The 20,200-nt window shown below is 42.7% G+C and carries 20 protein-coding genes; 15 read left to right on the plus strand and 5 right to left on the minus strand.

Going from position 1 to position 20,200, the window contains the following annotated elements:
* Positions 1 to 3 precede the first annotated feature (3 nt).
* A complete protein-coding gene (locus tag BHV73_RS07620) occupies positions 4 to 384 on the plus strand; it encodes a GtrA family protein (RefSeq protein ID WP_286737567.1) in 381 nt (126 codons plus the stop codon).
* A gap of 15 nt (positions 385 to 399) precedes the next feature.
* Here the strand turns inward: BHV73_RS07620 and BHV73_RS07625 are convergent, their stop codons facing one another.
* The 3 genes from BHV73_RS07625 to BHV73_RS07635 form a co-directional block, all read right to left on the minus strand.
* Positions 400 to 1,284, minus strand: coding sequence for a carbon-nitrogen hydrolase (locus BHV73_RS07625; protein ID WP_022219112.1), 885 nt, complete (start codon positions 1,282 to 1,284; stop codon positions 400 to 402).
* A 34-nt stretch (positions 1,285 to 1,318) separates the two neighbouring features.
* Positions 1,319 to 2,434 (minus strand): agmatine deiminase family protein, encoded by a 1,116-nt coding sequence (locus BHV73_RS07630; RefSeq protein WP_087411958.1) that lies wholly within the window; start codon positions 2,432 to 2,434, stop codon positions 1,319 to 1,321.
* 167 nt (positions 2,435 to 2,601) lie between these two features.
* Positions 2,602 to 3,141 (minus strand): ferredoxin domain-containing protein, encoded by a 540-nt coding sequence (locus BHV73_RS07635; protein WP_009120918.1) that lies wholly within the window; start codon positions 3,139 to 3,141, stop codon positions 2,602 to 2,604.
* Between the two features lie 101 nt (positions 3,142 to 3,242).
* On the opposite strand from BHV73_RS07635, the gene BHV73_RS07640 reads away from it, so the two are divergent.
* From BHV73_RS07640 to bla, 9 genes are all read left to right on the plus strand, one after another.
* Positions 3,243 to 3,863: an ABC transporter ATP-binding protein gene (locus tag BHV73_RS07640; RefSeq protein WP_087411959.1), complete on the plus strand. Its 621-nt coding sequence runs from the start codon at positions 3,243 to 3,245 to the stop codon at positions 3,861 to 3,863.
* Positions 3,864 to 3,885: 22 nt separating this feature from the next.
* Positions 3,886 to 4,164, plus strand: a complete 279-nt coding sequence (locus tag BHV73_RS07645; RefSeq protein WP_022219109.1) for a hypothetical protein — start codon at positions 3,886 to 3,888, stop codon at positions 4,162 to 4,164.
* 140 nt (positions 4,165 to 4,304) lie between these two features.
* Positions 4,305 to 5,111 carry an ABC transporter permease gene (locus BHV73_RS07650; protein ID WP_087411960.1) on the plus strand — a complete coding sequence of 269 codons (807 nt, stop codon included), beginning with the start codon at positions 4,305 to 4,307 and terminating at the stop codon, positions 5,109 to 5,111.
* A gap of 44 nt (positions 5,112 to 5,155) precedes the next feature.
* The gene (locus tag BHV73_RS07655; protein ID WP_087411961.1) at positions 5,156 to 6,250 is read left to right on the plus strand and encodes a Nif3-like dinuclear metal center hexameric protein; all 1,095 of its coding nucleotides are present in this window, start codon (positions 5,156 to 5,158) and stop codon (positions 6,248 to 6,250) included.
* Between the two features lie 5 nt (positions 6,251 to 6,255).
* Entirely contained in the window at positions 6,256 to 7,086 is an 831-nt protein-coding gene (locus BHV73_RS07660) for a zinc ribbon domain-containing protein (RefSeq protein ID WP_009120913.1), read from the plus strand.
* A 79-nt stretch (positions 7,087 to 7,165) separates the two neighbouring features.
* On the plus strand, positions 7,166 to 8,599 hold the full coding sequence (locus BHV73_RS07665) for an efflux transporter outer membrane subunit (protein ID WP_087411962.1): 1,434 nt from the start codon (positions 7,166 to 7,168) through the stop codon (positions 8,597 to 8,599).
* 18 nt (positions 8,600 to 8,617) lie between these two features.
* Positions 8,618 to 9,715: an efflux RND transporter periplasmic adaptor subunit gene (locus BHV73_RS07670; RefSeq protein WP_087411963.1), complete on the plus strand. Its 1,098-nt coding sequence runs from the start codon at positions 8,618 to 8,620 to the stop codon at positions 9,713 to 9,715.
* A 40-nt stretch (positions 9,716 to 9,755) separates the two neighbouring features.
* On the plus strand, positions 9,756 to 12,875 hold the full coding sequence (locus tag BHV73_RS07675) for an efflux RND transporter permease subunit (RefSeq protein WP_286737572.1): 3,120 nt from the start codon (positions 9,756 to 9,758) through the stop codon (positions 12,873 to 12,875).
* A 72-nt stretch (positions 12,876 to 12,947) separates the two neighbouring features.
* Positions 12,948 to 13,865, plus strand: a complete 918-nt coding sequence (gene bla, locus BHV73_RS07680) for a class A beta-lactamase, subclass A2 (RefSeq protein WP_039950410.1) — start codon at positions 12,948 to 12,950, stop codon at positions 13,863 to 13,865.
* Between the two features lie 79 nt (positions 13,866 to 13,944).
* Here the strand turns inward: bla and BHV73_RS07685 are convergent, their stop codons facing one another.
* A complete protein-coding gene (locus BHV73_RS07685) occupies positions 13,945 to 14,394 on the minus strand; it encodes a type I restriction enzyme HsdR N-terminal domain-containing protein (protein ID WP_009120908.1) in 450 nt (149 codons plus the stop codon).
* A 96-nt stretch (positions 14,395 to 14,490) separates the two neighbouring features.
* Here BHV73_RS07685 and BHV73_RS07690 point away from each other — a divergent pair, with 96 nt between their 5' ends.
* From BHV73_RS07690 to BHV73_RS07710, 5 genes are all read left to right on the plus strand, one after another.
* Entirely contained in the window at positions 14,491 to 15,267 is a 777-nt protein-coding gene (locus BHV73_RS07690) for an AMP nucleosidase (RefSeq protein WP_009120907.1), read from the plus strand.
* Between the two features lie 11 nt (positions 15,268 to 15,278).
* Complete coding sequence (gene holA, locus BHV73_RS07695) at positions 15,279 to 16,298, plus strand: DNA polymerase III subunit delta (RefSeq protein ID WP_009120906.1); 1,020 nt, start codon at positions 15,279 to 15,281, stop codon at positions 16,296 to 16,298.
* Positions 16,299 to 17,179: 881 nt separating this feature from the next.
* Positions 17,180 to 17,638 carry a helix-turn-helix domain-containing protein gene (locus BHV73_RS07700; RefSeq protein WP_009120904.1) on the plus strand — a complete coding sequence of 153 codons (459 nt, stop codon included), beginning with the start codon at positions 17,180 to 17,182 and terminating at the stop codon, positions 17,636 to 17,638.
* A 72-nt stretch (positions 17,639 to 17,710) separates the two neighbouring features.
* The gene (locus BHV73_RS07705) at positions 17,711 to 18,487 is read left to right on the plus strand and encodes a dihydroorotate dehydrogenase electron transfer subunit (RefSeq protein ID WP_009120903.1); all 777 of its coding nucleotides are present in this window, start codon (positions 17,711 to 17,713) and stop codon (positions 18,485 to 18,487) included.
* Positions 18,475 to 19,386 carry a dihydroorotate dehydrogenase gene (locus tag BHV73_RS07710; RefSeq protein WP_009120902.1) on the plus strand — a complete coding sequence of 304 codons (912 nt, stop codon included), beginning with the start codon at positions 18,475 to 18,477 and terminating at the stop codon, positions 19,384 to 19,386. Before BHV73_RS07705 ends, BHV73_RS07710 begins: the two co-directional genes overlap by 13 nt.
* A gap of 92 nt (positions 19,387 to 19,478) precedes the next feature.
* On the opposite strand, the gene trmD is transcribed toward BHV73_RS07710, so the two are convergent.
* A complete protein-coding gene (trmD, locus tag BHV73_RS07715; RefSeq protein ID WP_022219095.1) occupies positions 19,479 to 20,156 on the minus strand; it encodes a tRNA (guanosine(37)-N1)-methyltransferase TrmD in 678 nt (225 codons plus the stop codon).
* Positions 20,157 to 20,200 lie beyond the last annotated feature (44 nt).

Below are 20,200 nucleotides of genomic sequence, written 5' to 3' on the forward strand. Positions count from 1 at the left end.
AGAGTGAAAGAGTCCACACGTATTTGCCGTTTTGCAGTAATCGGTACGCTAAACGCCTTAATAACAGCAATCACCATCTGGATAATGATGGATGGATTGGATATTAATTACATACTCTCCAATGTCACTGCATATATACTGGCACAGACTCATAACTTTATCTGGTGCAAGTATTGGATATTCCCAACAGAAAAAAAGAGCAACACTTGGCGACAAGTGCTGCTCTTTTCCATAGCCTTCGGAATGGCTTATTGCGCACAATTCCTTTTCCTCATCGGATTGGTAGAGGGGTTGAATTGTGATGAATATCTCGCCCAGTTCTTGGGACTATTTGTATATGGCGGAGTTAACTTCTTGATGAACAGAAAGGTCACGTTCAAATAAAAGCATTCCTTTCCTTTAATCTAAGAAGCGTTTGGTCAATCCCTCATAAGCATCGATTCTGCGGTCGCGCAAGAACGGCCACCAACGGCGAACATTCTCCGAACGTTCCATATCCACTTCCACTACAATATTTTCCGGCTGCTCATTACCTGCTTGTGCCAAAAATTCACCTTGTGGCCCAACCACAAAGCTATTTCCCCAAAACCGGATACCGTTTGTCTGCATGGAAGGATCGGGTTCATGTCCCACACGATTCACCGAAATAACCGGAAGACCGTTTGCTACGGCATGTCCACGCTGAGAGATTATCCATGCGTTGAGCTGACGGGCTTTCTCATCATCTGTATCACTGCTTTCCCAACCGATAGCGGTAGGATAAATCAGTAATTCGGCTCCTTTCAGCGCCATAAGACGAGCAGCTTCGGGATACCACTGGTCCCAACAAACCAAAACGCCCAATTTCCCCAAAGACGTCTGTATAGGTTCAAATCCCAAATCTCCGGGGGTAAAATAGAACTTTTCATAATAAGCCGGATCGTCCGGAATGTGCATCTTGCGATATTTCCCGGCAATGCTTCCGTCACGTTCAAAAACAACAGCCGTATTATGATATAAACCCGGAGCGCGTTTTTCAAATAACGAGGTTACCAATACAATGTTGTTGGCAGCCGCCAACTCTGAATAGAAACCGGTTGACGGTCCGGGAATAGGTTCCGCCAAGTCAAACAGTTGGGTATTCTCCGTCTGGCAGAAATAGAGTGAGTTGTGCAGTTCCTGCAACACCACTAACTGTGCACCATGAGTGGCACATGCTTCGATGCTCTTGGCCAGATTCATCAGATTAATGCGCATATCCGCAACATTTGCCTGCTGAATAATACCGACTTTTATTTTTCTCATAATCTATATTTCTTTTGAATGTTTTTCTTTTTGTCTATCTGATTACTCCTATCGGATATTGCATCGTGACACAGTGCAGCGAACCATGTTGTTTTATCAAAGCACGACAGTCTATACCTACAATCTCATGTCCGGGAAAAGCTTCTTGCAACACCTCTTTGGCACGGATATCATTCTCCGGCTGATTATACGTAGGATATAACACTGCATCATTCATTATCAAAAAGTTAGCATACGTAGCCGGCAGCCTTTCTCCCTCCACTTCTATTTTATCAGCCATTGGCAGTGCCAACAGTTTATAAGGTTCTCCTGCGAGTGTTCGGAACGTTTTAAGCTGCTCTTCCATTCGATACAATTCCTCATAATGTTCATCATTCACATCCCGGCACTGCACATAAGCAATCGTATCCGGCGAGCACAAACGGACAAGCGTATCTATGTGGCTGTCCGTATCATCTCCGGCCAAATATCCATAATCCAGCCAAAGTACCCGTTCAAGATGAAAGGCGGAGCGAAGATACTCCTCAATCTCCACTTTATTTAACTGACCGTTACGGTTAGGCGACAGCAGGCACTCCGAAGTGGTAAGCAATGTTCCCATACCGTCACTTTCAATGGAACCACCTTCCAGCACAAAACCTAAACGGTTCACATATCGGCCTGTTAGAATTCCGGCTTCAACAGCCCGGCGTGTTATTTGATTGTCTTTGTCCGAAGCGAATTTCAAGCCCCAACCGTTAAATGTAAAATCAAGCAGAGAAGGCCCTTCCGTATCTATCATAGTGATAGCTCCATGGTCGCGTGCCCAAGTATCATTCGTCTCACACTCCAGAAAACGAACATTATCCATGTTGACCATCATGGAGATTTGCTTTTTTACTTCCTCCGGTTCCGGAGTTACGATTAGCAGCAACTCCCGCTTTGCTATTTCGGAAGCAATGGCAATAAAACATCGCTGTACCTCTTCCAGCATATAAGCCCAGTCGGTATTCGCATGAGGCCATGTAAGCTGTATACCGCTCTGTAAAGTCCATTCTGCAGGCAGGTGAGGAGCACGTGTTTCCACCTGGAAGGTCATATTCTTGCCAAAACGCACTTGGCAATCTTTTTCCGTTCCTCCACCCAGGGGAAGTCCGACAAAATATCCCATATCATTCTAAGTCATTTAATTCGTTAAGTAAGGCAATGAAACTCGAGTACCGATATTCCTGAATCTCAATCTTCGTAAAGCCCTATTCTGCATTTCCCTAGTTCTACTTTAGAATTCTGAATCTCAGCTCTACGTTTCCATATCTCGACTTAAGGTTCGGAATACATTTATTTCTTTTCTTCCTTAGGCTTTCTGTCAAAGAACGGATTCTTGGAAGATGCGCTGACCGGAATAGCGAATACAGCCTTGCAATCTTTCAGCCAATTCATTCGCTGCGCAGCCAACCCCGCAGAAAACATTACCCGGGTATCTACCCTCATATCGGCGGCCATAGCGCAAGCCGATCCGACGGCAATCCCCACATCAACTGTATTCAAGGCGCATGGTACCCCCTCGGAACGTCCGGCACAAGTTGGAAAACCACAATGTCCGCAGTTCAAGCCTTGTGCCTGCTCGCGCGTACCTATTATAACGACACATTCGGCCTGTAAGACATTTGCAGCATCACGAAGAAAGAACTTCATGCCCAGCTCTTCGGCCATGGCAATCATTTTTTCCGAAAGCTTTTTCAAATCTTCTCCCGTAACCAGCGCAGTTTCAATTACATCTACACCTTTTCCTTTAGGCGCCGTACGTGCGGCGGTCATCATTTGTCTCGCCACATTGAGCACATGTTCATGGCGGCAATCCCGTTCGTTTTGTATCATACTTTTTCCTGAATTAATTAGTGATACAAAGATAAAAGTATAAAGTTATCTTTGCAAATCTTTTTTCCTTACCTTTGCAATAAAGACTAAAGTATTTATTTATGCTACAAATAGAGGATGCCAGTATTGCATACGGTGATGAGATATTATTCTCCAAATTCAACCTGCAATTGAAAAGGGGAGAGATTGCCAGCATTTCCGGTTCGTCGGGATGCGGGAAGACATCTCTTCTCAATGCCATACTGGGTTTTACTCCGTTAAAAGAAGGACGTATTACTGTCAATAACATCATATTGGATAAAAACAGCATAGACCTCATTCGCAAACAAATAGCTTGGATTCCACAAGAATTGGCACTTCCATTAGAGTGGGTAAGAGACATGATTCAACTACCTTTCGGTCTAAAAGCCAATCGAACCACACCGTTTTCCGAAGCACAATTATTCAACTGCTTTGAGGAATTAGGACTTGAAAGAGAACTATATTATAAGCGTGTAAATGAGATATCCGGCGGACAACGCCAACGTATGATGATAGCCGTAGCTTCCATGATTAACAAACCTTTAATCATCGTAGACGAGCCAACCTCTGCGCTCGACTCGGGCTCTACGGAGAGAGTACTTGCCTTTTTACGGCATCAAACCCGTAAGGGAACCGCTGTGCTGGCTGTGTCACACGACAAAGATTTTGCCGAAGGATGTGACCGGCATATAATAATGTAATCAACCTGATAAAAATAAAACCATGAGTTTTGCCGGATTTGTCTTTGATATGATACGCCGTGATAAGGAGAATCGCAATTTACGTCTTCTTCGCCGGGAACGTCTCAATGAGCGTTTAGATAAAATGTACAAAGGGCATGGTATGCCACGAAACACAACAGCAGAAGACATGGAAAAGATAACCAGACTTACCCGGCAAAAGGAATATTCCGAGCAGAGGTACACCGTGCGGATGATGTTGATTATTATGGGAATTTGTATTCTTACTGCGTCTGTATTGGTTTTCATATTTACCCGCTAATTCCATAAGAAAAAAAAGGCCTACCGAAATACTAATGAATTTTCCAAGATTTATTAATAAATTCCTGGAAATTTATTAATAAATTCTTCTGTAATTTATTAATAGCGCTACCTTTGCATTACAAGCTATCGGAAATATTTATGGGAACTATCGACATATCATACCTCAGCCTGGGCATCGGACTACTTCTACTATTAATACCCTTATTCTATATATGGAAGTTCAAGACAGGTCTGCTGCGTGCAACTCTCATCGGTACGGCGCGTATGATTGTGCAGCTTTTCTTCATCGGCGTCTATCTGAAATTCCTTTTTCTGTGGAATAATCCGTGGATTAATTTTCTATGGGTAATCGTCATGATACTCGTAGCTTCGCAAACGGCATTGGCACGCACACAACTGAAACGCAAGATATTACTGATACCTATATCCATAGGCTTTCTGTGTAGTGTGGCATGTGTGGGAATGTATTTCATAGGAATCGTGCTGCGTCTTGAAAATATGTTCAGTGCCCAGTATTTCATTCCAATTTTCGGTATACTGATGGGGAATATGCTATCCAGCAATGTCATAGCCCTAAATACTTATTATAGCGGATTGAAACGTGAACAGCAACTTTACCGTTATCTGCTTGGCAACGGGGCTACCCGTACCGAAGCGCAAGCACCGTTTATCCGTCAGGCCATTATCAAGGCATTTAGTCCGCTCATCGCCAATATCTCCGTCATGGGCTTGGTCGCATTTCCCGGAACAATGATCGGACAGATATTGGGTGGGAGCAGTCCGAATGTCGCTATCAAATATCAGATGATGATTATGGTTATCACATTTACGGCATCTATGCTTTCGCTGATGATAACCATTTCATTGGCTTCGCGTAAGTCTTTCGACGCTTACGGAAAGCTACAACCTGTCATGATAGAAAAAAAAGTAAAAAGTAAATCGTAGTTCACTACTTTTTCGTATATTTGCAACCAAATTTTCTACTGATAATGAAAATTAAGGAGATAGTAAGCGCCCTTGAACGGTTCGCGCCTCTGCCATTGCAAGACGGATTTGATAATGCCGGCCTGCAAATAGGATTGACAGATGCGGAAGCAACAGGGGCTTTGTTGTGTCTTGACGTTACTGAAGCCGTATTGGATGAAGCGATTGCGTTAGGATATAATCTTGTTATATCGCATCATCCGCTCATTTTTAAAGGTTATAAATCCATTACAGGAAAGGATTATGTGGAACGTTGTATCTTGAAAGCCATCAAGAACGACATTGTCATTTATTCCGCCCACACCAACCTTGATAATGCGCCGGAAGGAGTAAATTTCAAGATTGCCGAGAAAATAGGATTGAAGAATGTACGTGTACTGGAAGCTAAAGAAAACGCTTTGCTGAAGTTGGTCACATTTGTTCCTACAGACCGGGCAGAAGAAGTACGCGCGGCATTGGCATCTGCCGGATGCGGATGTGTAGGCAATTATGATTCGTGCAGCTACAATGTGGAAGGTGAGGGGATGTTCCGTGCCCGTGAAGGCGCCAATCCTTATTGTGGGGAAATCGGTGAACTGCATGTGGAAAAAGAAGTGCGTATCGAAACCATTCTGCCAACTTACCGAAAAGCGGAAGTGATAAAAGCGTTACTTACCGCACATCCATACGAGGAGCCTGCATTTGATTTATATCCGTTGCAAAACTCTTGGCAACAGGCCGGAGCAGGCGTTATCGGCGAATTGGAAACTCCGGAAACCGAGTTGGAATTCTTAAAACGTATCAAGAAAACCTTTGAAGCAGGTTGCCTGAGACACAACAAACTGACCGGACGCGAGATACAAACCGTTGCTCTATGTGGTGGTGCAGGGGCTTTCCTTATGCCGCTTGCCATACGCAACCATGCAGATGTCTTCATCACCGGCGAGATAAAATATCACGATTATTTCGGTCATGATACAGATATCCTGTTGGCGGAGATAGGGCATTACGAAAGCGAACAATATACAAAAGAAATATTTTATACAATAATCCGGGAGTTGTTTCCTAATGTTGAGGTTCAACAGAGCAAAGTGAATACAAATCCCATAAAATACATGTAATTAAAATGGCTAAAGAAGCAAAAAAAGATCCCCAGGAATTGACAGTGGAACAAAAACTGAAAGCCTTGTTCCAACTACAGACTATGTTGTCTAAAATCGATGAAATCAAGACGTTGAGAGGCGAGCTTCCTTTGGAAGTGCAAGACTTGGAAGATGAAATTGCCGGTTTGAGTACCCGCATCGAAAGAATCCAGTCGGAAGTTGCCGATTTGAAATCCGCTATCGCAACCAAGAGAGTGGAAATCGAAACAGCAAAGGCTTCTGTAGCTAAATATAAAGAGCAACAGGAAAATGTACGCAATAACCGCGAATATGACTTCCTGAGTAAAGAGATAGAGTTCCAAACTTTGGAAATTGAACTTTGCGAAAAGAGAATTAAAGAATTCTCCGCCGATGAAGAAATTAAATCTCAGGAAGCTGCAGACAGTACCGCTGCTTTGGAAGAAAGGCAAAAAGACCTGGACGTAAAGAAGAATGAACTGGACGAAATCATCTCAGAGACCAAGCAGGAAGAAGAAAAACTGAGAGACAAGGCTAAAGAGCTCGAAACTAAAATAGAGCCGCGTTTGCTTCAATCTTTCAAACGTATCCGCAAGAACTCACGTAATGGTCTGGGTATCGTGTACGTACAGCGTGACGCTTGTGGCGGTTGCTTCAACAAGATTCCGCCCCAAAGACAATTGGATATTCGTTCACGCAAGAAAATCATTGTTTGCGAATATTGCGGACGTATTATGATTGACCCTGAACTGGCAGGTATCACTCCCGAAGTGAAAGAAGAACCGGTAAAGGAAAAGCCGACAAGAAGCAGAAAGAAAGCAGCAGACGCTGAATAAATTCCGCAAGAATCGCGATAAACAAATAAAGGTTTAGGTTGTTATCAATCCCATAAAATAACAACCTAAACCTTTTTTTATGAGTATAAAAGCTTGGAGCAGTACATTGCTCGTCCTATGTTTTTCTTTTGCGGCATGGGCACAGAACAGCAGCCGCTACTTGGAAAAACCACTTCCACAAGGCTGGGGAACCGAAACTGCTCATGCCATCCCCGGAGACGATAATATGTTCGACGGCCAAATACAACCCGTAAATGACAAATGGTGGAAGGCTTTTGATGATCCGATGCTCGATTCACTGATAACAACGGCATCCACCAAGAACTTTTCAGTTCTTTCAGCCATAGACCGCATGGATATGGCGAAAACCAATTGGCGAATAGAACGGGGGAGTTTCTTTCCTTCCGTTTCCTTGAATGGTGGATGGGCACGTCAGCAAAGTAGCGGTAACGTAAGTGAAGTGCCACAATCCATAACCGGAGCATACAGTGCCTCGCTCAATGCAAGTTGGGAACTGGATATATTCGGAAATATCCGGCAACGGGTAAAAGCGCAGCGGGAAAATTTTGCCGCCAGCAAAGAAGAATACACCTCTGTTATGATTTCACTGTGCGCACAAATAGCGTCAGCCTACATCGGGCTACGTGAATTACAGCAAGAATTAAATGTCGTCACCCATAACTGCAATACGCAAGCGGCAGTGCTTGAAATTACCCGGGTCCGCTATAAAACTGGATTGGTATCCAAGCTGGATGTGTCTCAAGCTAAGTCTGTATACTACAGCACCAAAGCATCTATTCCTCAACTGGAATCCGGTATTAATCAATATATTACCACTCTGGCCATTTTACTCGGAACTTATCCTCAAGACATTCGCCCCACATTGGAGCAAAACGGTAAACTCCCCGATTATATGGAACCCGTAGGTGTCGGCATTCCGGCCGATTTGCTACTTCGCCGCCCGGATATCCGGCAGGCCGAACGGCAAGTCAATGCACAGGCTGCCTTACTTGGAGCTTCTAAAAGCGATTGGCTACCGCAGGTTTTTCTAAAAGGTTCCGTAGGCTACTCTTCTCATGACTTGAAGAATCTTACCAAACGAAACAGCATGACATTTGAGATTGCGCCAAGTCTTAGCTGGACCGTGTTCAGCGGTACAAAACTGGTGAATGCGACCCGGTTGGCACGTGCGCAATTGGATGAATCCATCCATCAGTTTAATCAAACAGTGCTCACAGCCGTGCAGGAAACTGATAATGCCATGAACGGTTACCGTAATTCTATCAAGCAGATTGTTGCCCTGCGCGAAGTATGCAATCAGGGAGAAGAAACTTTAAAACTATCATTAGACCTCTATAAGCAGGGATTGACCCCTTTTCAAAACGTTCTGGACGCCCTCCGCTCATTGCTGACTTATCAAAATCAGCTGACACAAGCTCAGGGTAACTCACTGCAAGAGCTTATATCGCTCTACAAAGCATTGGGAGGAGGATATGAAATCACTAATCTCTAAATTTAAACCGAACCATATATGAAAAATCAAATGTACATCGCCCTGCTTGTCCTACCGTTATTGGCAGGATGCGGGAATAAAAAAGAAGCGGCACATACAATGCCTGCTCCGGAAATCAGCGTAGCCCGTCCAAGTGTACAAGACATTACACTTACTAAAAACTACCCCGGCTATCTGACCTCTGAAAAAACGGTAGATTTAGTAGGCAGAGTCAGTGGTACGCTGCAAACTGTAGCCTATACACCCGGTAGCCGGGTACATCAAGGACAAGTGCTTTTCCAAATTGAACCAACTGTTTATCAAGATAATGTGCGACAGGCGGAAGCGGTTCTGAATACGGCACGGGCCAATCTTGAATATGCGCAGAACAATTATGCCCGTATGCAGGAAGCCGCAAAAACGGATGCCGTCAGTCAGATACAGGTATTGCAATCCAAATCGAATGTGGCTACTTCACTGGCAGCCGTAAGTAATGCCGAAGCTGCATTGAATACAGCACGCACCAACTTGGGTTATTGTACGGTACGTGCTCCGTTCGACGGAACAATCAGTCGCAACCTTGCAGATGCGGGAAGTTATATAAACGGCAGTGCGCAACCTGTAACCTTGGCTACCATTTATAAAGACGATCATCTGTATTCCTATTTTAATGTAGCAGATAATCAATGGCTTGCCATGCTGATACAGCAGGGGGAAAGCATTCCCAAACAGGTCAATGTCAGCTTGGGGAAAGACGGCATACTGAATTATCCGGCACAGCTGGATTATCTTTCGCCCAATGTAGACTTGAATACCGGCACACTGAATATTCGTGCCCGACTGGATAATCCCAAAGGTATCTTGAAAAGCGGACTTTATGTCAGCATCACACTACCTTATGGAAAACAGAAAAATGCAATCCTCATACCTGATGCCTCTATCGGTACAGACCAACTGGGTAAATACGTGTATGTAGTCAATGATTCGGACATCGTGCACTACCGTCACATCGAGACAGGACAACTGATAGGGGACAGTCTGCGGCAAATAAAACAAGGAATTTCCCCGCAGGAAAGGTATGTAACGAAAGCCCTGATGAAAGTCAGAAACGGCATGCGGATAAACCCCGTCCAATAATCCACACTGTATATATCACCATTCAAAAAAACAAGGAATTATGTTTTCAAAATTCTTCATAGACCGTCCTATATTCGCAACTGTACTGGCACTGCTCATTGTCGTGGCGGGATTGGTCACGCTGGGCATTCTGCCCATTGCGCAATACCCGGACATAACACCGCCTACCGTACAGGTGAGTGCCGTTTATCCCGGAGCCAATGCGCAGACGGTGGCTCAAACCGTCGGTATTCCTATCGAGCAGCAAGTCAACGGAGTAGACGGGATGCTTTATATGTCTTCCAACTCATCCTCATCAGGGGCATATTCGCTTACCATTACTTTTGCAGTAGGTACAGATATTGACATGGCTACCGTACAGGTGCAAAACCGAGTCAGTGTGGCGCAATCATCACTGCCTGCCCCTGTAGTGGTACAAGGAGTTACGGTGCAGAAGCAGTCCAGCAATATCGTTATGTTTCTGACAATGAAGTCCGACAACAAAAATTACGACGGTCTTTACCTCAGCAACTATGCCAAACTGAATCTTGTGGATCAATTGACCCGTGTACCCGGTGTGGGTGCAGTCAATGTAATGGGAGCAGGAGACTATTCCATGCGCATCTGGCTCGACCCTGACGCTATGCGTATCCGTAATCTCTCACCGGCAGATGTTTATCAGGCTATTCAGGCGCAGAATGTAGAGGTTAGCGCCGGAAACGTAGGACAGCCTATCGGAAATGACAACAGGAATGCTTATCAATACAGCCTGACTGTAAAAGGGAGGCTGACTTCACCCGAGGAATTCGGTAACATTATCCTTCGTACGGAAAGCGGCGGAAAGATTCTCCGTCTGCGTGATGTAGCCCATATAGACCTGGGCTCGGCATCTTACAGTGTCGTCTCTCAGCTGGACGGAAAACCTACAGCTGCCATCGCCATTTACCAGCAACCGGGAAGCAATTCATTGGACGTATCAAAAGGTGTCAAAACAAAGATGCAAGAGTTATCGCAGAATTTCCCGGCAGGCATACAGTATAATGTAACGCTCGATACAACAGACGTTATCCATGCATCCATTGACGAAGTAATGGTGACTTTCTTTGAAACAACGCTATTGGTAGTGCTTGTAATCTTCCTCTTTCTACAAAACTGGCGGGCTGTCATCATTCCTTGTATCACGATACCTGTTTCACTGATTGGTACGCTGGCAATCATGTCGTTATTCGGTTTCTCTATCAATACATTAACACTATTCGGACTGATATTGGCGGTTGCCATCGTAGTGGATGATGCTATTGTGGTTGTAGAAAACTCCACGCGTCTGTTGGATACCGGGCGATATACGGCACGGCAAGCTGTAACGGAAGCAATGGGAGAAATTACAGGCCCCATCGTGGGGGTGGTTTTGGTATTGCTTGCCGTATTTATCCCTACCACCCTTGTCAGCGGAATATCAGGACAGTTGTACAAACAGTTTGCCTTGACCATTGCAGCCAGTACCGTACTAAGCGGTATCAACTCACTGACTCTGACACCTGCACTCTGCGCATTAATGCTTCAACCCACCAAACCCTCGAAATTTCCTCTGTATAAAGGATTTAACCGTTTATACGACAAGACGCAAGGAGTATATGACAAAGTAGTGGGCTATTTGTTGCAACGGCCTTTTGTCGCAATGGCTTCCTATGCTGTATTTACGATAATCGCTGTATTGCTGTTCGTTAAGTGGCCCTCTACTTTTATACCGGAAGAAGATGACGGATATTTCCTCGCTGTTGTGCAACTTCCACCTGCATCAAGCTTGGAACGCACGCAAGCAGTGGGAAAACAAATCAATGCTTTGCTCGACACTTATCCCGAAGTAAAGAATTATATCGGAATATCCGGCTTTTCCGTTATGGGCGGGGGAGAACAGAGCAATGCCGCCACCTACTTCGTTGTCCTGAAAAACTGGAATGAACGCAAAGGGAAGAAACATACGGCATCGGCCGTCGTTGACCGTTTCAATATGGAAGCCTACGGTATTCAGGAAGCTGAAGTCTTTGCAATGGTTCCGCCCGCCATTCCCGGGCTGGGTGCCACCGGCGGGCTGCAACTGCAATTGGAAGACCGTAACAATCTCGGTACTACCGAAATGCAGCGTGCCGTAGAAAATTTAATGGAGCACTATCGTGAGTATCCGGCCTTGGCATCTGTCAGCAGCCAATATCAAGCAAATGTTCCTCAGTATTTCCTGAATATAGACCGAGACAAAGTGCAATTAATGGGCATACAGTTGAACAGCGTTTTCACCGCCTTAGGATATTATATGGGGGAAGCCTACGTTAACGACTATGTACAGTTCGGACGCATTTACCAAGTAAAATTGGGAGCTGGCGACCGCGCCCAACGTGTTATTGACGACGTACTCAAATTAAGTGTATCTAATGCTTCGGGAGAGATGGTCCCTTTCTCTTCTTTCACACAGATAGACGAACAACTGGGTATGGACCAAATCAACCGGTATAATATGTATTCTACCGCATCCATTACCTGCAATGCTTCTCCGGGAAGTAGCTCCGGAGAAGCTATCAAGCAAGTGGAGAGTCTGATAAAGAATCAACTCGGTAATGAATTCGGCTACGAATGGACTTCCGTTGCCTATCAAGAGACACAGGCAGGAACAACTACAACTGTCGTCTTTATCATGGCGTTATTAGTGGCTTTCCTCGTACTCGCCGCACAATACGAAAGTTGGACCAGCCCGGTATCTGCCGTAATGGGGCTTCCGGTAGCATTGCTCGGCGCAATGCTGGGGTGTTATGTAATGGGAACTCCGGTCAGTATCTACACTCAAATCGGTATAATCCTGTTAGTGGCGCTATCCGCCAAGAACGGCATCCTGATTGTAGAATTCGCACGTGATTTCCGTGCACAAGGTAACAGTATCCGTGACGCTGCATTCCAGGCGGGACACATCCGGCTTCGTCCTATTCTGATGACTTCATTGGCATTTGTGCTGGGAGTCATGCCACTTCTGTTTGCCACAGGGGCAGGGGCGGGAAGCCGTGTTGCTCTTGGAGCGGCAGTGGTGTTCGGTATGGCGCTAAATACATTACTTGCAACGGTTTATATTCCTAATTTCTATGAACTGATGCAAAAGCTGCAAGAAAAGTTCGGAAAGAATATAGCCAAATAAAAAAGTCCAGTTTCCTTATTTTGAATTAATTTCATACATTTGCGGATTGAGCAAATGTATGAAATTAATAATATGGGACTTAGATATACTTTAATATATGTGTTGTGTTTCAGCATGAGTATCGCTTTGCAAGCACAACAGCAAACATTGGAAAGCAAAATTGGCGATTTCCTTAAAGGAAAGAAAGCCATGGTAGGCGTGGCTGTACTGACAGACCGGAACAAAATCCTGCTGCACAACAACAAGATGAACTATCCGTTGCTAAGCGTATTCAAATTCCACGTAGCACTAACTGTATTGGACAAGATGAACAAGCAGGGAACTCCATTAGACCATATCGTTCATGTAAAAGCATCTCAGTTGCAGCCAAATACTTACAGTCCGTTACGGCAAAAGTATCCCAATCAAGATCTCGATATCTCATTAGGAGAGCTTTTACGATACAGCATCTCGCTAAGTGATAACAATGCTTGCGACATCCTCATAGAATATGCCGGTGGGATAGGGCATATCCATCAGTATATTAACAAGTTAGGCGTCTGCGATTTTAATCTGTCCGAAACGGAAGATTCCATGCACCGGAATCCCTCAAAGACATATCTGAATTGGAGTACTCCCGCTGAAATGGTACGATTACTGGAAATAGCTGACAAAAAGGAACTATTCGATCCCATATACAAAGATTTTTTATGGAATACCATGATAGCAACCAGTACCGGAAGTAATAAACTGAAGGGATTATTGCCTTCCAATGCAATTGTAGGACATAAGACAGGCTCTTCCGACCGTAATTCGGAAGGTGTGAAAATTGCAGATAATGATGCCGGAGTCGTAATCATGCCTGACGGAAAGAAGTATTATATTGCCGTTTTTGTAATGAATTCACGTGAGACAGACGATGAAAATGCCGCTATTATCGCCCGTATTTCCCGGATGGTATACGATGAATACTTATCTGAAAACTATATCTCCCAAGAGGGAGAGAGATAAGTATAGGGCTGAACCATATTCATCCCGTAACTGAATGCCTTTCAGTCCCGGAGTGAGTATGATTCGTTTGGTAAGTAATTCAAAGGCTTGTGTAGTCAGGAATATCTTGTAAGAAAGTATAGCCATTCCGCTCATAATCCATACGGCAGCAATAATGCCTGATACCATTGCTCACTATCAGATAGTCCACTTTCAATACCATGTTATAGCGGGTAATCTGATCGAAAACCTTTTGGGTGATTTCTACCTCGGGAGCTTTATATTCTATAATCATACGCGCTGTAAGGTCTCGTCTATAAAGAACTGTATCACAACGTTTTTTAGTACCGTTTAACTGTACCTGCACTTCGTTTGCCATAAGCGCCTGCGGATAACTCTTATGTGCCATAAGAAAGTGCACAAAATGCTGTCGTACCCACTCTTCCGGAGTCAAGGCAACATATCGGCGACGGATAACATCAAAAATACTCCTTTTTCCATCCCTTACAACAATCTTGGCATCAAACGCAGGCAGATTCAGTGAGAACATTCTACTTTAATTTCTTGTTTTTACTTTTTTATTGTATTTTTGTGAGTTAAATAATCGCTTCCTAACGACTTTAGGGAACAAATTTAATGAAATCTTATGAAAACAAAAGAAGAAATCGTAGCTAATTGGCTACCCCGTTACACAAAACGTAACCTGGAAGATTTTGGAGAGTATATTCTGTTGACCAACTTCAACAAGTATGTAGAAATTTTCGCCGAAAAATTCAATGTTCCCATTCTTGGTAAGGATGCCAATATGATTTCTGCCAGCGCGGAAGGAATGACTATTATCAACTTCGGAATGGGAAGCCCTAATGCCGCCATTATCATGGATTTATTAAGCGCCATCCAACCCAAAGCCTGTCTGTTTCTGGGCAAATGCGGAGGCATAGACAAGAAAAACAGGATAGGAGATCTTATCCTTCCAATCGCCGCTATCCGCGGTGAAGGTACTTCAAACGACTATTTTCCGCCGGAAGTACCGTCATTGCCGGCATTTATGTTACAGCGTGCCGTTTCTTCCGCCATTCGTGACTATGCCCGTGATTATTGGACAGGTACTGTATACACCACCAACCGTCGCATTTGGGAACATGATGAAGGTTTTAAAAAATATCTCAAGAAAACCCGTGCCATGGCAGTTGATATGGAGACGGCAACCTTGTTCAGCTGCGGTTTTGCCAACCATATTCCAACCGGCGCCTTGCTATTAGTATCCGACCAGCCCATGATTCCGGAAGGCGTCAAGACTGATAAAAGCGATAGCATAGTAACTCAAAACTATGTAACAGAGCATGTTGAAATCGGTATCGCATCTCTACGTATGATTATTGATGAAAAGAAAACGGTAAAACATCTGAAATTCGACTGGTAAAACCAAGAAACATGGCAAAGCAAGATATTACATGTGACGACATCATAAAGGAGTTGAAAACCGGACAATACCGCCCTATTTATTATTTAATGGGAGAAGAACCGTATTACATCGATCTCATTTCAGACTATATAACAGATAATGTTCTGAACGAAACCGAAAAGGAATTCAACTTAACCGTAGTATACGGCGCAGATGTAGATGTGGCTACAATCATCAATGCTGCCAAACGCTATCCAATGATGTCCGAACACCAGGTAGTAGTAGTGAAGGAAGCACAAAACATACGCAATATGGAGGAACTTTCCTACTATCTTCAAAAGCCCTTGCTATCCACCATATTGGTAATATGCCACAAACATGGTGTATTGGACAGAAGGAAAAAGCTTGCTGCCGAAATAGAGAAGTCCGGTATACTGTTTGAGTCCAAAAAAGTAAAAGATGCCCAACTACCGGCATTCATCACATCTTATATGAAGCGTAAGGGAGTAGATCTTGAACCCAAAGCAACTTCCATGCTTGCCGATTTTGTGGGAACCGACCTCAGCCGCCTTACCGGTGAGCTGGAGAAACTGATTATTACACTTCCAAAAGGTCAGACACGCATCACCCCCGAACAGATAGAGCATAACATAGGAATCAGTAAGGATTATAATAACTTTGAACTTCGTAGCGCCATTGTAGAAAAGGATGTTTTAAAAGCTAATAGAATAATAAAATATTTTGAAGAAAATCCGAAAACCAATCCAATTCAAATGACTTTATCTTTACTTTTTGGCTTCTTTTCCAACTTAATGTTAGCTTATTATGCTCCTGAAAAGTCTGAGCAGGGCATTGCCGCATTCTTAGGTTTAAAGAGTCCATGGCAGTCTCGTGAATATCTCAATGCCATGCGGAGATATAATGGGGTAAAGACCATGCAAATCATTGGAGAAATACGATATGCAGATGCCAAATCTAAAGGAGTAGGAAACTCTTCATTAAACGACGGAGCTCTCTTGCGGGAGTTGGTCTTTAAAATCTTACATTGATTTCCACATTTGCTTCTCTTTATATAAAAGAAGGAAATATAAAAATAACTCATTTCTATATCATATTGTCACATTTAGGGGGGATTTCCCCCTTTTTTTCTATTATCATGATTCCTCAACGGTGTAGAAAAAGAGATAATAAATTGTAATACAATAAAATACGCTAAAAATAAGCCTCTGAGAATCTTTTTTTTCCAACCATTCGGACTTTTATATTGAAAGAAAGCAAAGATTTTATTGTTGCTACATTACAAAGTAATAAAAGATTAGTTCATTTCTATTTTGTTACCCATTTTCATTTAAGAAAGAGTATGCCCCTCATTAAGTTTAGTAAACTTAATGAGAGAATAGTTGTATGATACAACCATGGTATATTACTTATGTAAAAATTGGAATATACAAATATATACACTATAACTATATTATATTACAAATAGAAACACAACAATAGAAATATATTTGTAAAAGCACTTGTTTACAAACACGATATACATTATTACATTTTTATTGTATAAATGGTTAACCGTATTAAAATTAAAGGATATAGCATTGTAAATCAGATGTATATAATATTTTATTATACCAATAGATTATAAAGATCGGGGATATAATTAAAAACATTTGTAACATACACATCTTAGTGGGTATAATATAGGAATATACCGTTGTATACCAGCTTAATATATGATTATATTAAAGCTAATATCATAACTATTTTTTATATATTTCAAGTGTTTACAAAAATACAAATGACATAAGTAAACAAATGCAGTACTCTTGTGATTTTGTTAATATTACATTTTTAATTTGCTTTTGTGATTTCTATTTTTTACTTTTGTAATCAGATTAAAAAGAGATACAATTGTAATAATATCTACGCTATGAGTATAAAGGACAGATTCAAGATGATAATGGACCGGGAACAATTAACTGCGGGAGCATTTGCAGAAAGCATAGATGTAGCTCAAGCCACTATCTCCCATATTTTAAGTTCCCGCAATAATCCAAGTACGGAAGTCATTTTAAAACTGCACAAGCGATATAATGACATCAATCTTGAATGGCTGCTGACAGGGAAAGGAAATATGAGCAATAACTCCCCATCTACTGAAGATGGCGGATTTGACTATCCTTTATTCGCTGACAATCCGGAAAACCTGTCCAATGAGACGAGTGCATCGGAAAATCGCAAGGAAATCGCATTAGAAACAGTACAAAAATCACCTAAAGAGGTTGTAAAACAAGAGATTATCTATAAAGAAAGACCACCCAGAAAAATAACTGAAATAAGAATTTTCTTTGATGATAATACTTATGAGACATTCAAATCGGAAAATTAAGAGGTAACTACGGCTATTTGCACAAATTCCCGTATCTTTGCAGCCAAAAGATAATTCTTCTATATAGATAATATGAAAAAATATATTTTAGATCTGACAGTGACTGAGAACGTCCGGCTGCATACCAACTATGCGCTGTTGAAATTGACTTCCTCGTCCCTGCTCCCGGAAATGCTTCCGGGACAATTTGCAGAGATTCGCGTAGATGGTTCACCCAGTACTTTCTTGCGACGTCCTATCTCTATTAATTATGTAGATAAACAACGGAACGAGGTATGGTTTCTAATTCAACTTGTAGGAGATGGAACCAGACGCTTAGGTGAAGCAAAACCAGGAGATGTAATCAATGTAGTGCTTCCATTAGGAAATAGCTTCACAATGCCTGAAAAGCCCTCAGATAAGCTCTTATTAGTAGGCGGTGGTGTAGGTACGGCACCAATGTTATATTTAGGCGGGCAATTGGCGAAAAACGGAAGCAAACCAACCTTTTTATTAGGTGCCAGAAGCGACAAGGATTTGCTGCAATTGGAAGAATTTGCTGCCTACGGGGAAGTATATACTACAACAGAAGACGGTAGTCATGGCGAAAAAGGATATGTTACCCAACATTCTATATTGAGCAAGGTGGACTTCGAGCAAATATATACCTGTGGTCCCAAGCCGATGATGATGGCTGTAGCTAAATATGCCAAAAGTAAAGATATCAGTTGTGAAGTATCTTTAGAAAACATGATGGCATGTGGCATAGGCGCTTGTTTATGTTGTGTGGAAAATACTACAGAAGGTCATTTATGTGTATGTAAAGAAGGTCCGGTTTTTAATATAAACAAACTATTATGGCAGATTTAAATGTAAACATTGGCGAATTGCATATGAAGAATCCGGTAATGACGGCATCCGGAACTTTTGGATACGGTGAAGAATTCGCCGATTTCATCGATATATCGCGAATAGGTGGTATAATTGTAAAGGGCACTACTCTTCACAAACGTGAAGGAAATCCATATCCACGTATGGCAGAGACTCCTTCCGGCATGTTAAACGCTGTAGGACTGCAAAATAAGGGTGTCCATCACTTTGTTGAACATATCTATCCGCGCATTAAGAATATAAAAACTAATATGATTGTAAATGTTTCAGGTTCTGCTATCGAAGATTATATGGAAACTGCTGCAATCATTAATGAACTTGTAAATATTCCTGCTATAGAATTAAATATATCCTGTCCTAATGTAAAGCAAGGTGGAATGGCATTTGGTGTCACAGCCAAAGGAGCTGAAGAAGTGGTAAAAGCTGTGCGCTCAGTTTACAAAAAGACACTTATCGTAAAACTGTCACCTAATGTTACAGACATCACAGAGATAGCACGTGCAGCCGAAAATGGAGGTGCAGACAGTGTATCTCTTATCAATACCCTGTTAGGAATGGCTGTAGACGCGGAACGCAGACGTCCCATCCTTTCTACGGTGACAGGCGGCATGTCCGGAGCGGCAGTGAAACCTATTGCGCTCCGCATGGTATGGCAAGTTGCTAAGGCAGTAAAAATACCGGTCATAGGCTTAGGGGGTATCATGAATTGGAAAGATGCTGTGGAATTTATGCTTGCAGGAGCCTCCGCTATCCAGATTGGTACAGCAAACTTTATTGATCCGGCAATTACTGTGAAGGTTGCAGAAGGTATTGATGACTACCTAAACAGACATGGATATAAGTCGGTTAAGGAAATAATTGGCGCACTTGAGGTATGACAAATTACAAAGTATAGCCATTCGCAAGTTATTTTCATAAAAAAGGACATTCAACTTGAATGTCCTTTTTCTTTTTATTTACATCTTACAGATTACTCGCCTAATAAATCAGGGCGCAACTTCCGAGTTCTTTCAAGAGACTGTTGCAACTCCCATTCCTTAATTTTAGCCTCATGGCCGGATAGTAAAATATCCGGAACTTTCCAACCTTTATAATCAGCCGGGCGTGTATATACAGGAGCGGCTAAAAGATTATCTTGAAAAGAATCGGAAAGAGCTGATTGCTCGTCAGAGATAACCCCCGGTATGATACGTACAATCGCATCGGCCATAACAGCAGCAGCTAATTCGCCACCCGTCAGTACATAGTCTCCGATACTGATTTCCTTCGTTATGAGGTGTTCGCGAATACGATAGTCAATCCCCTTGAAATGTCCGCAAAGGATAATGAGATTTTTTGCGAGAGATAGCGTATTGGCCATAGGCTGATTAAACTGTTCACCGTCCGGAGTCGTAAAAATCACCTCGTCATACTCCCGTTCCGCCTTCAAAGCATTGATACAACGTTCTATGGGTTCTATCTTCATAACCATTCCGGCAAACCCGCCAAAAGGATAATCATCTACCCGGCGATATTTATCTTCGGTATAATCACGAAGATTATGAATATGGATTTCTGCAAGCCCCTTGTTTTGAGCACGTTTCATGATGGAGCAATTGAAGAACCCTTCAATCATTTCCGGCAAAACAGTAATGATATCAATACGCATATATTTAATTTTTCCGCAAAAATAGTGTAAGTTAAGAGTAAAAG

Source organism: Bacteroides sp. 44_46, assembly GCF_001915465.1.
In the GTDB taxonomy this organism is placed as follows: Bacteria; Bacteroidota; Bacteroidia; order Bacteroidales; family Bacteroidaceae; genus Bacteroides; species Bacteroides clarus.

Excerpts from the sequence above, each read along its gene's own strand:
- BHV73_RS07625 (WP_022219112.1), bottom strand. The coding sequence starts at position 1,284 with ATGAGAAAAATAAAAGTCGGTATTATTCAGCAGGCAAATGTTGCGGAT.
- BHV73_RS07630 (WP_087411958.1), bottom strand. The coding sequence starts at position 2,434 with ATGGGATATTTTGTCGGACTTCCCCTGGGTGGAGGAACGGAAAAAGAT.
- BHV73_RS07635 (WP_009120918.1), bottom strand. The coding sequence starts at position 3,141 with ATGATACAAAACGAACGGGATTGCCGCCATGAACATGTGCTCAATGTG.
- BHV73_RS07640 (WP_087411959.1), top strand. The coding sequence starts at position 3,243 with ATGCTACAAATAGAGGATGCCAGTATTGCATACGGTGATGAGATATTA.
- BHV73_RS07645 (WP_022219109.1), top strand. The coding sequence starts at position 3,886 with ATGAGTTTTGCCGGATTTGTCTTTGATATGATACGCCGTGATAAGGAG.
- BHV73_RS07650 (WP_087411960.1), top strand. The coding sequence starts at position 4,305 with ATGGGAACTATCGACATATCATACCTCAGCCTGGGCATCGGACTACTT.
- BHV73_RS07655 (WP_087411961.1), top strand. The coding sequence starts at position 5,156 with ATGAAAATTAAGGAGATAGTAAGCGCCCTTGAACGGTTCGCGCCTCTG.
- BHV73_RS07660 (WP_009120913.1), top strand. The coding sequence starts at position 6,256 with ATGGCTAAAGAAGCAAAAAAAGATCCCCAGGAATTGACAGTGGAACAA.
- BHV73_RS07665 (WP_087411962.1), top strand. The coding sequence starts at position 7,166 with ATGAGTATAAAAGCTTGGAGCAGTACATTGCTCGTCCTATGTTTTTCT.
- BHV73_RS07670 (WP_087411963.1), top strand. The coding sequence starts at position 8,618 with ATGAAAAATCAAATGTACATCGCCCTGCTTGTCCTACCGTTATTGGCA.
- BHV73_RS07675 (WP_286737572.1), top strand. The coding sequence starts at position 9,756 with ATGTTTTCAAAATTCTTCATAGACCGTCCTATATTCGCAACTGTACTG.
- bla (WP_039950410.1), top strand. The coding sequence starts at position 12,948 with ATGGGACTTAGATATACTTTAATATATGTGTTGTGTTTCAGCATGAGT.
- BHV73_RS07685 (WP_009120908.1), bottom strand. The coding sequence starts at position 14,394 with ATGTTCTCACTGAATCTGCCTGCGTTTGATGCCAAGATTGTTGTAAGG.
- BHV73_RS07690 (WP_009120907.1), top strand. The coding sequence starts at position 14,491 with ATGAAAACAAAAGAAGAAATCGTAGCTAATTGGCTACCCCGTTACACA.
- holA (WP_009120906.1), top strand. The coding sequence starts at position 15,279 with ATGGCAAAGCAAGATATTACATGTGACGACATCATAAAGGAGTTGAAA.
- BHV73_RS07700 (WP_009120904.1), top strand. The coding sequence starts at position 17,180 with ATGAGTATAAAGGACAGATTCAAGATGATAATGGACCGGGAACAATTA.
- BHV73_RS07705 (WP_009120903.1), top strand. The coding sequence starts at position 17,711 with ATGAAAAAATATATTTTAGATCTGACAGTGACTGAGAACGTCCGGCTG.
- BHV73_RS07710 (WP_009120902.1), top strand. The coding sequence starts at position 18,475 with ATGGCAGATTTAAATGTAAACATTGGCGAATTGCATATGAAGAATCCG.
- trmD (WP_022219095.1), bottom strand. The coding sequence starts at position 20,156 with ATGCGTATTGATATCATTACTGTTTTGCCGGAAATGATTGAAGGGTTC.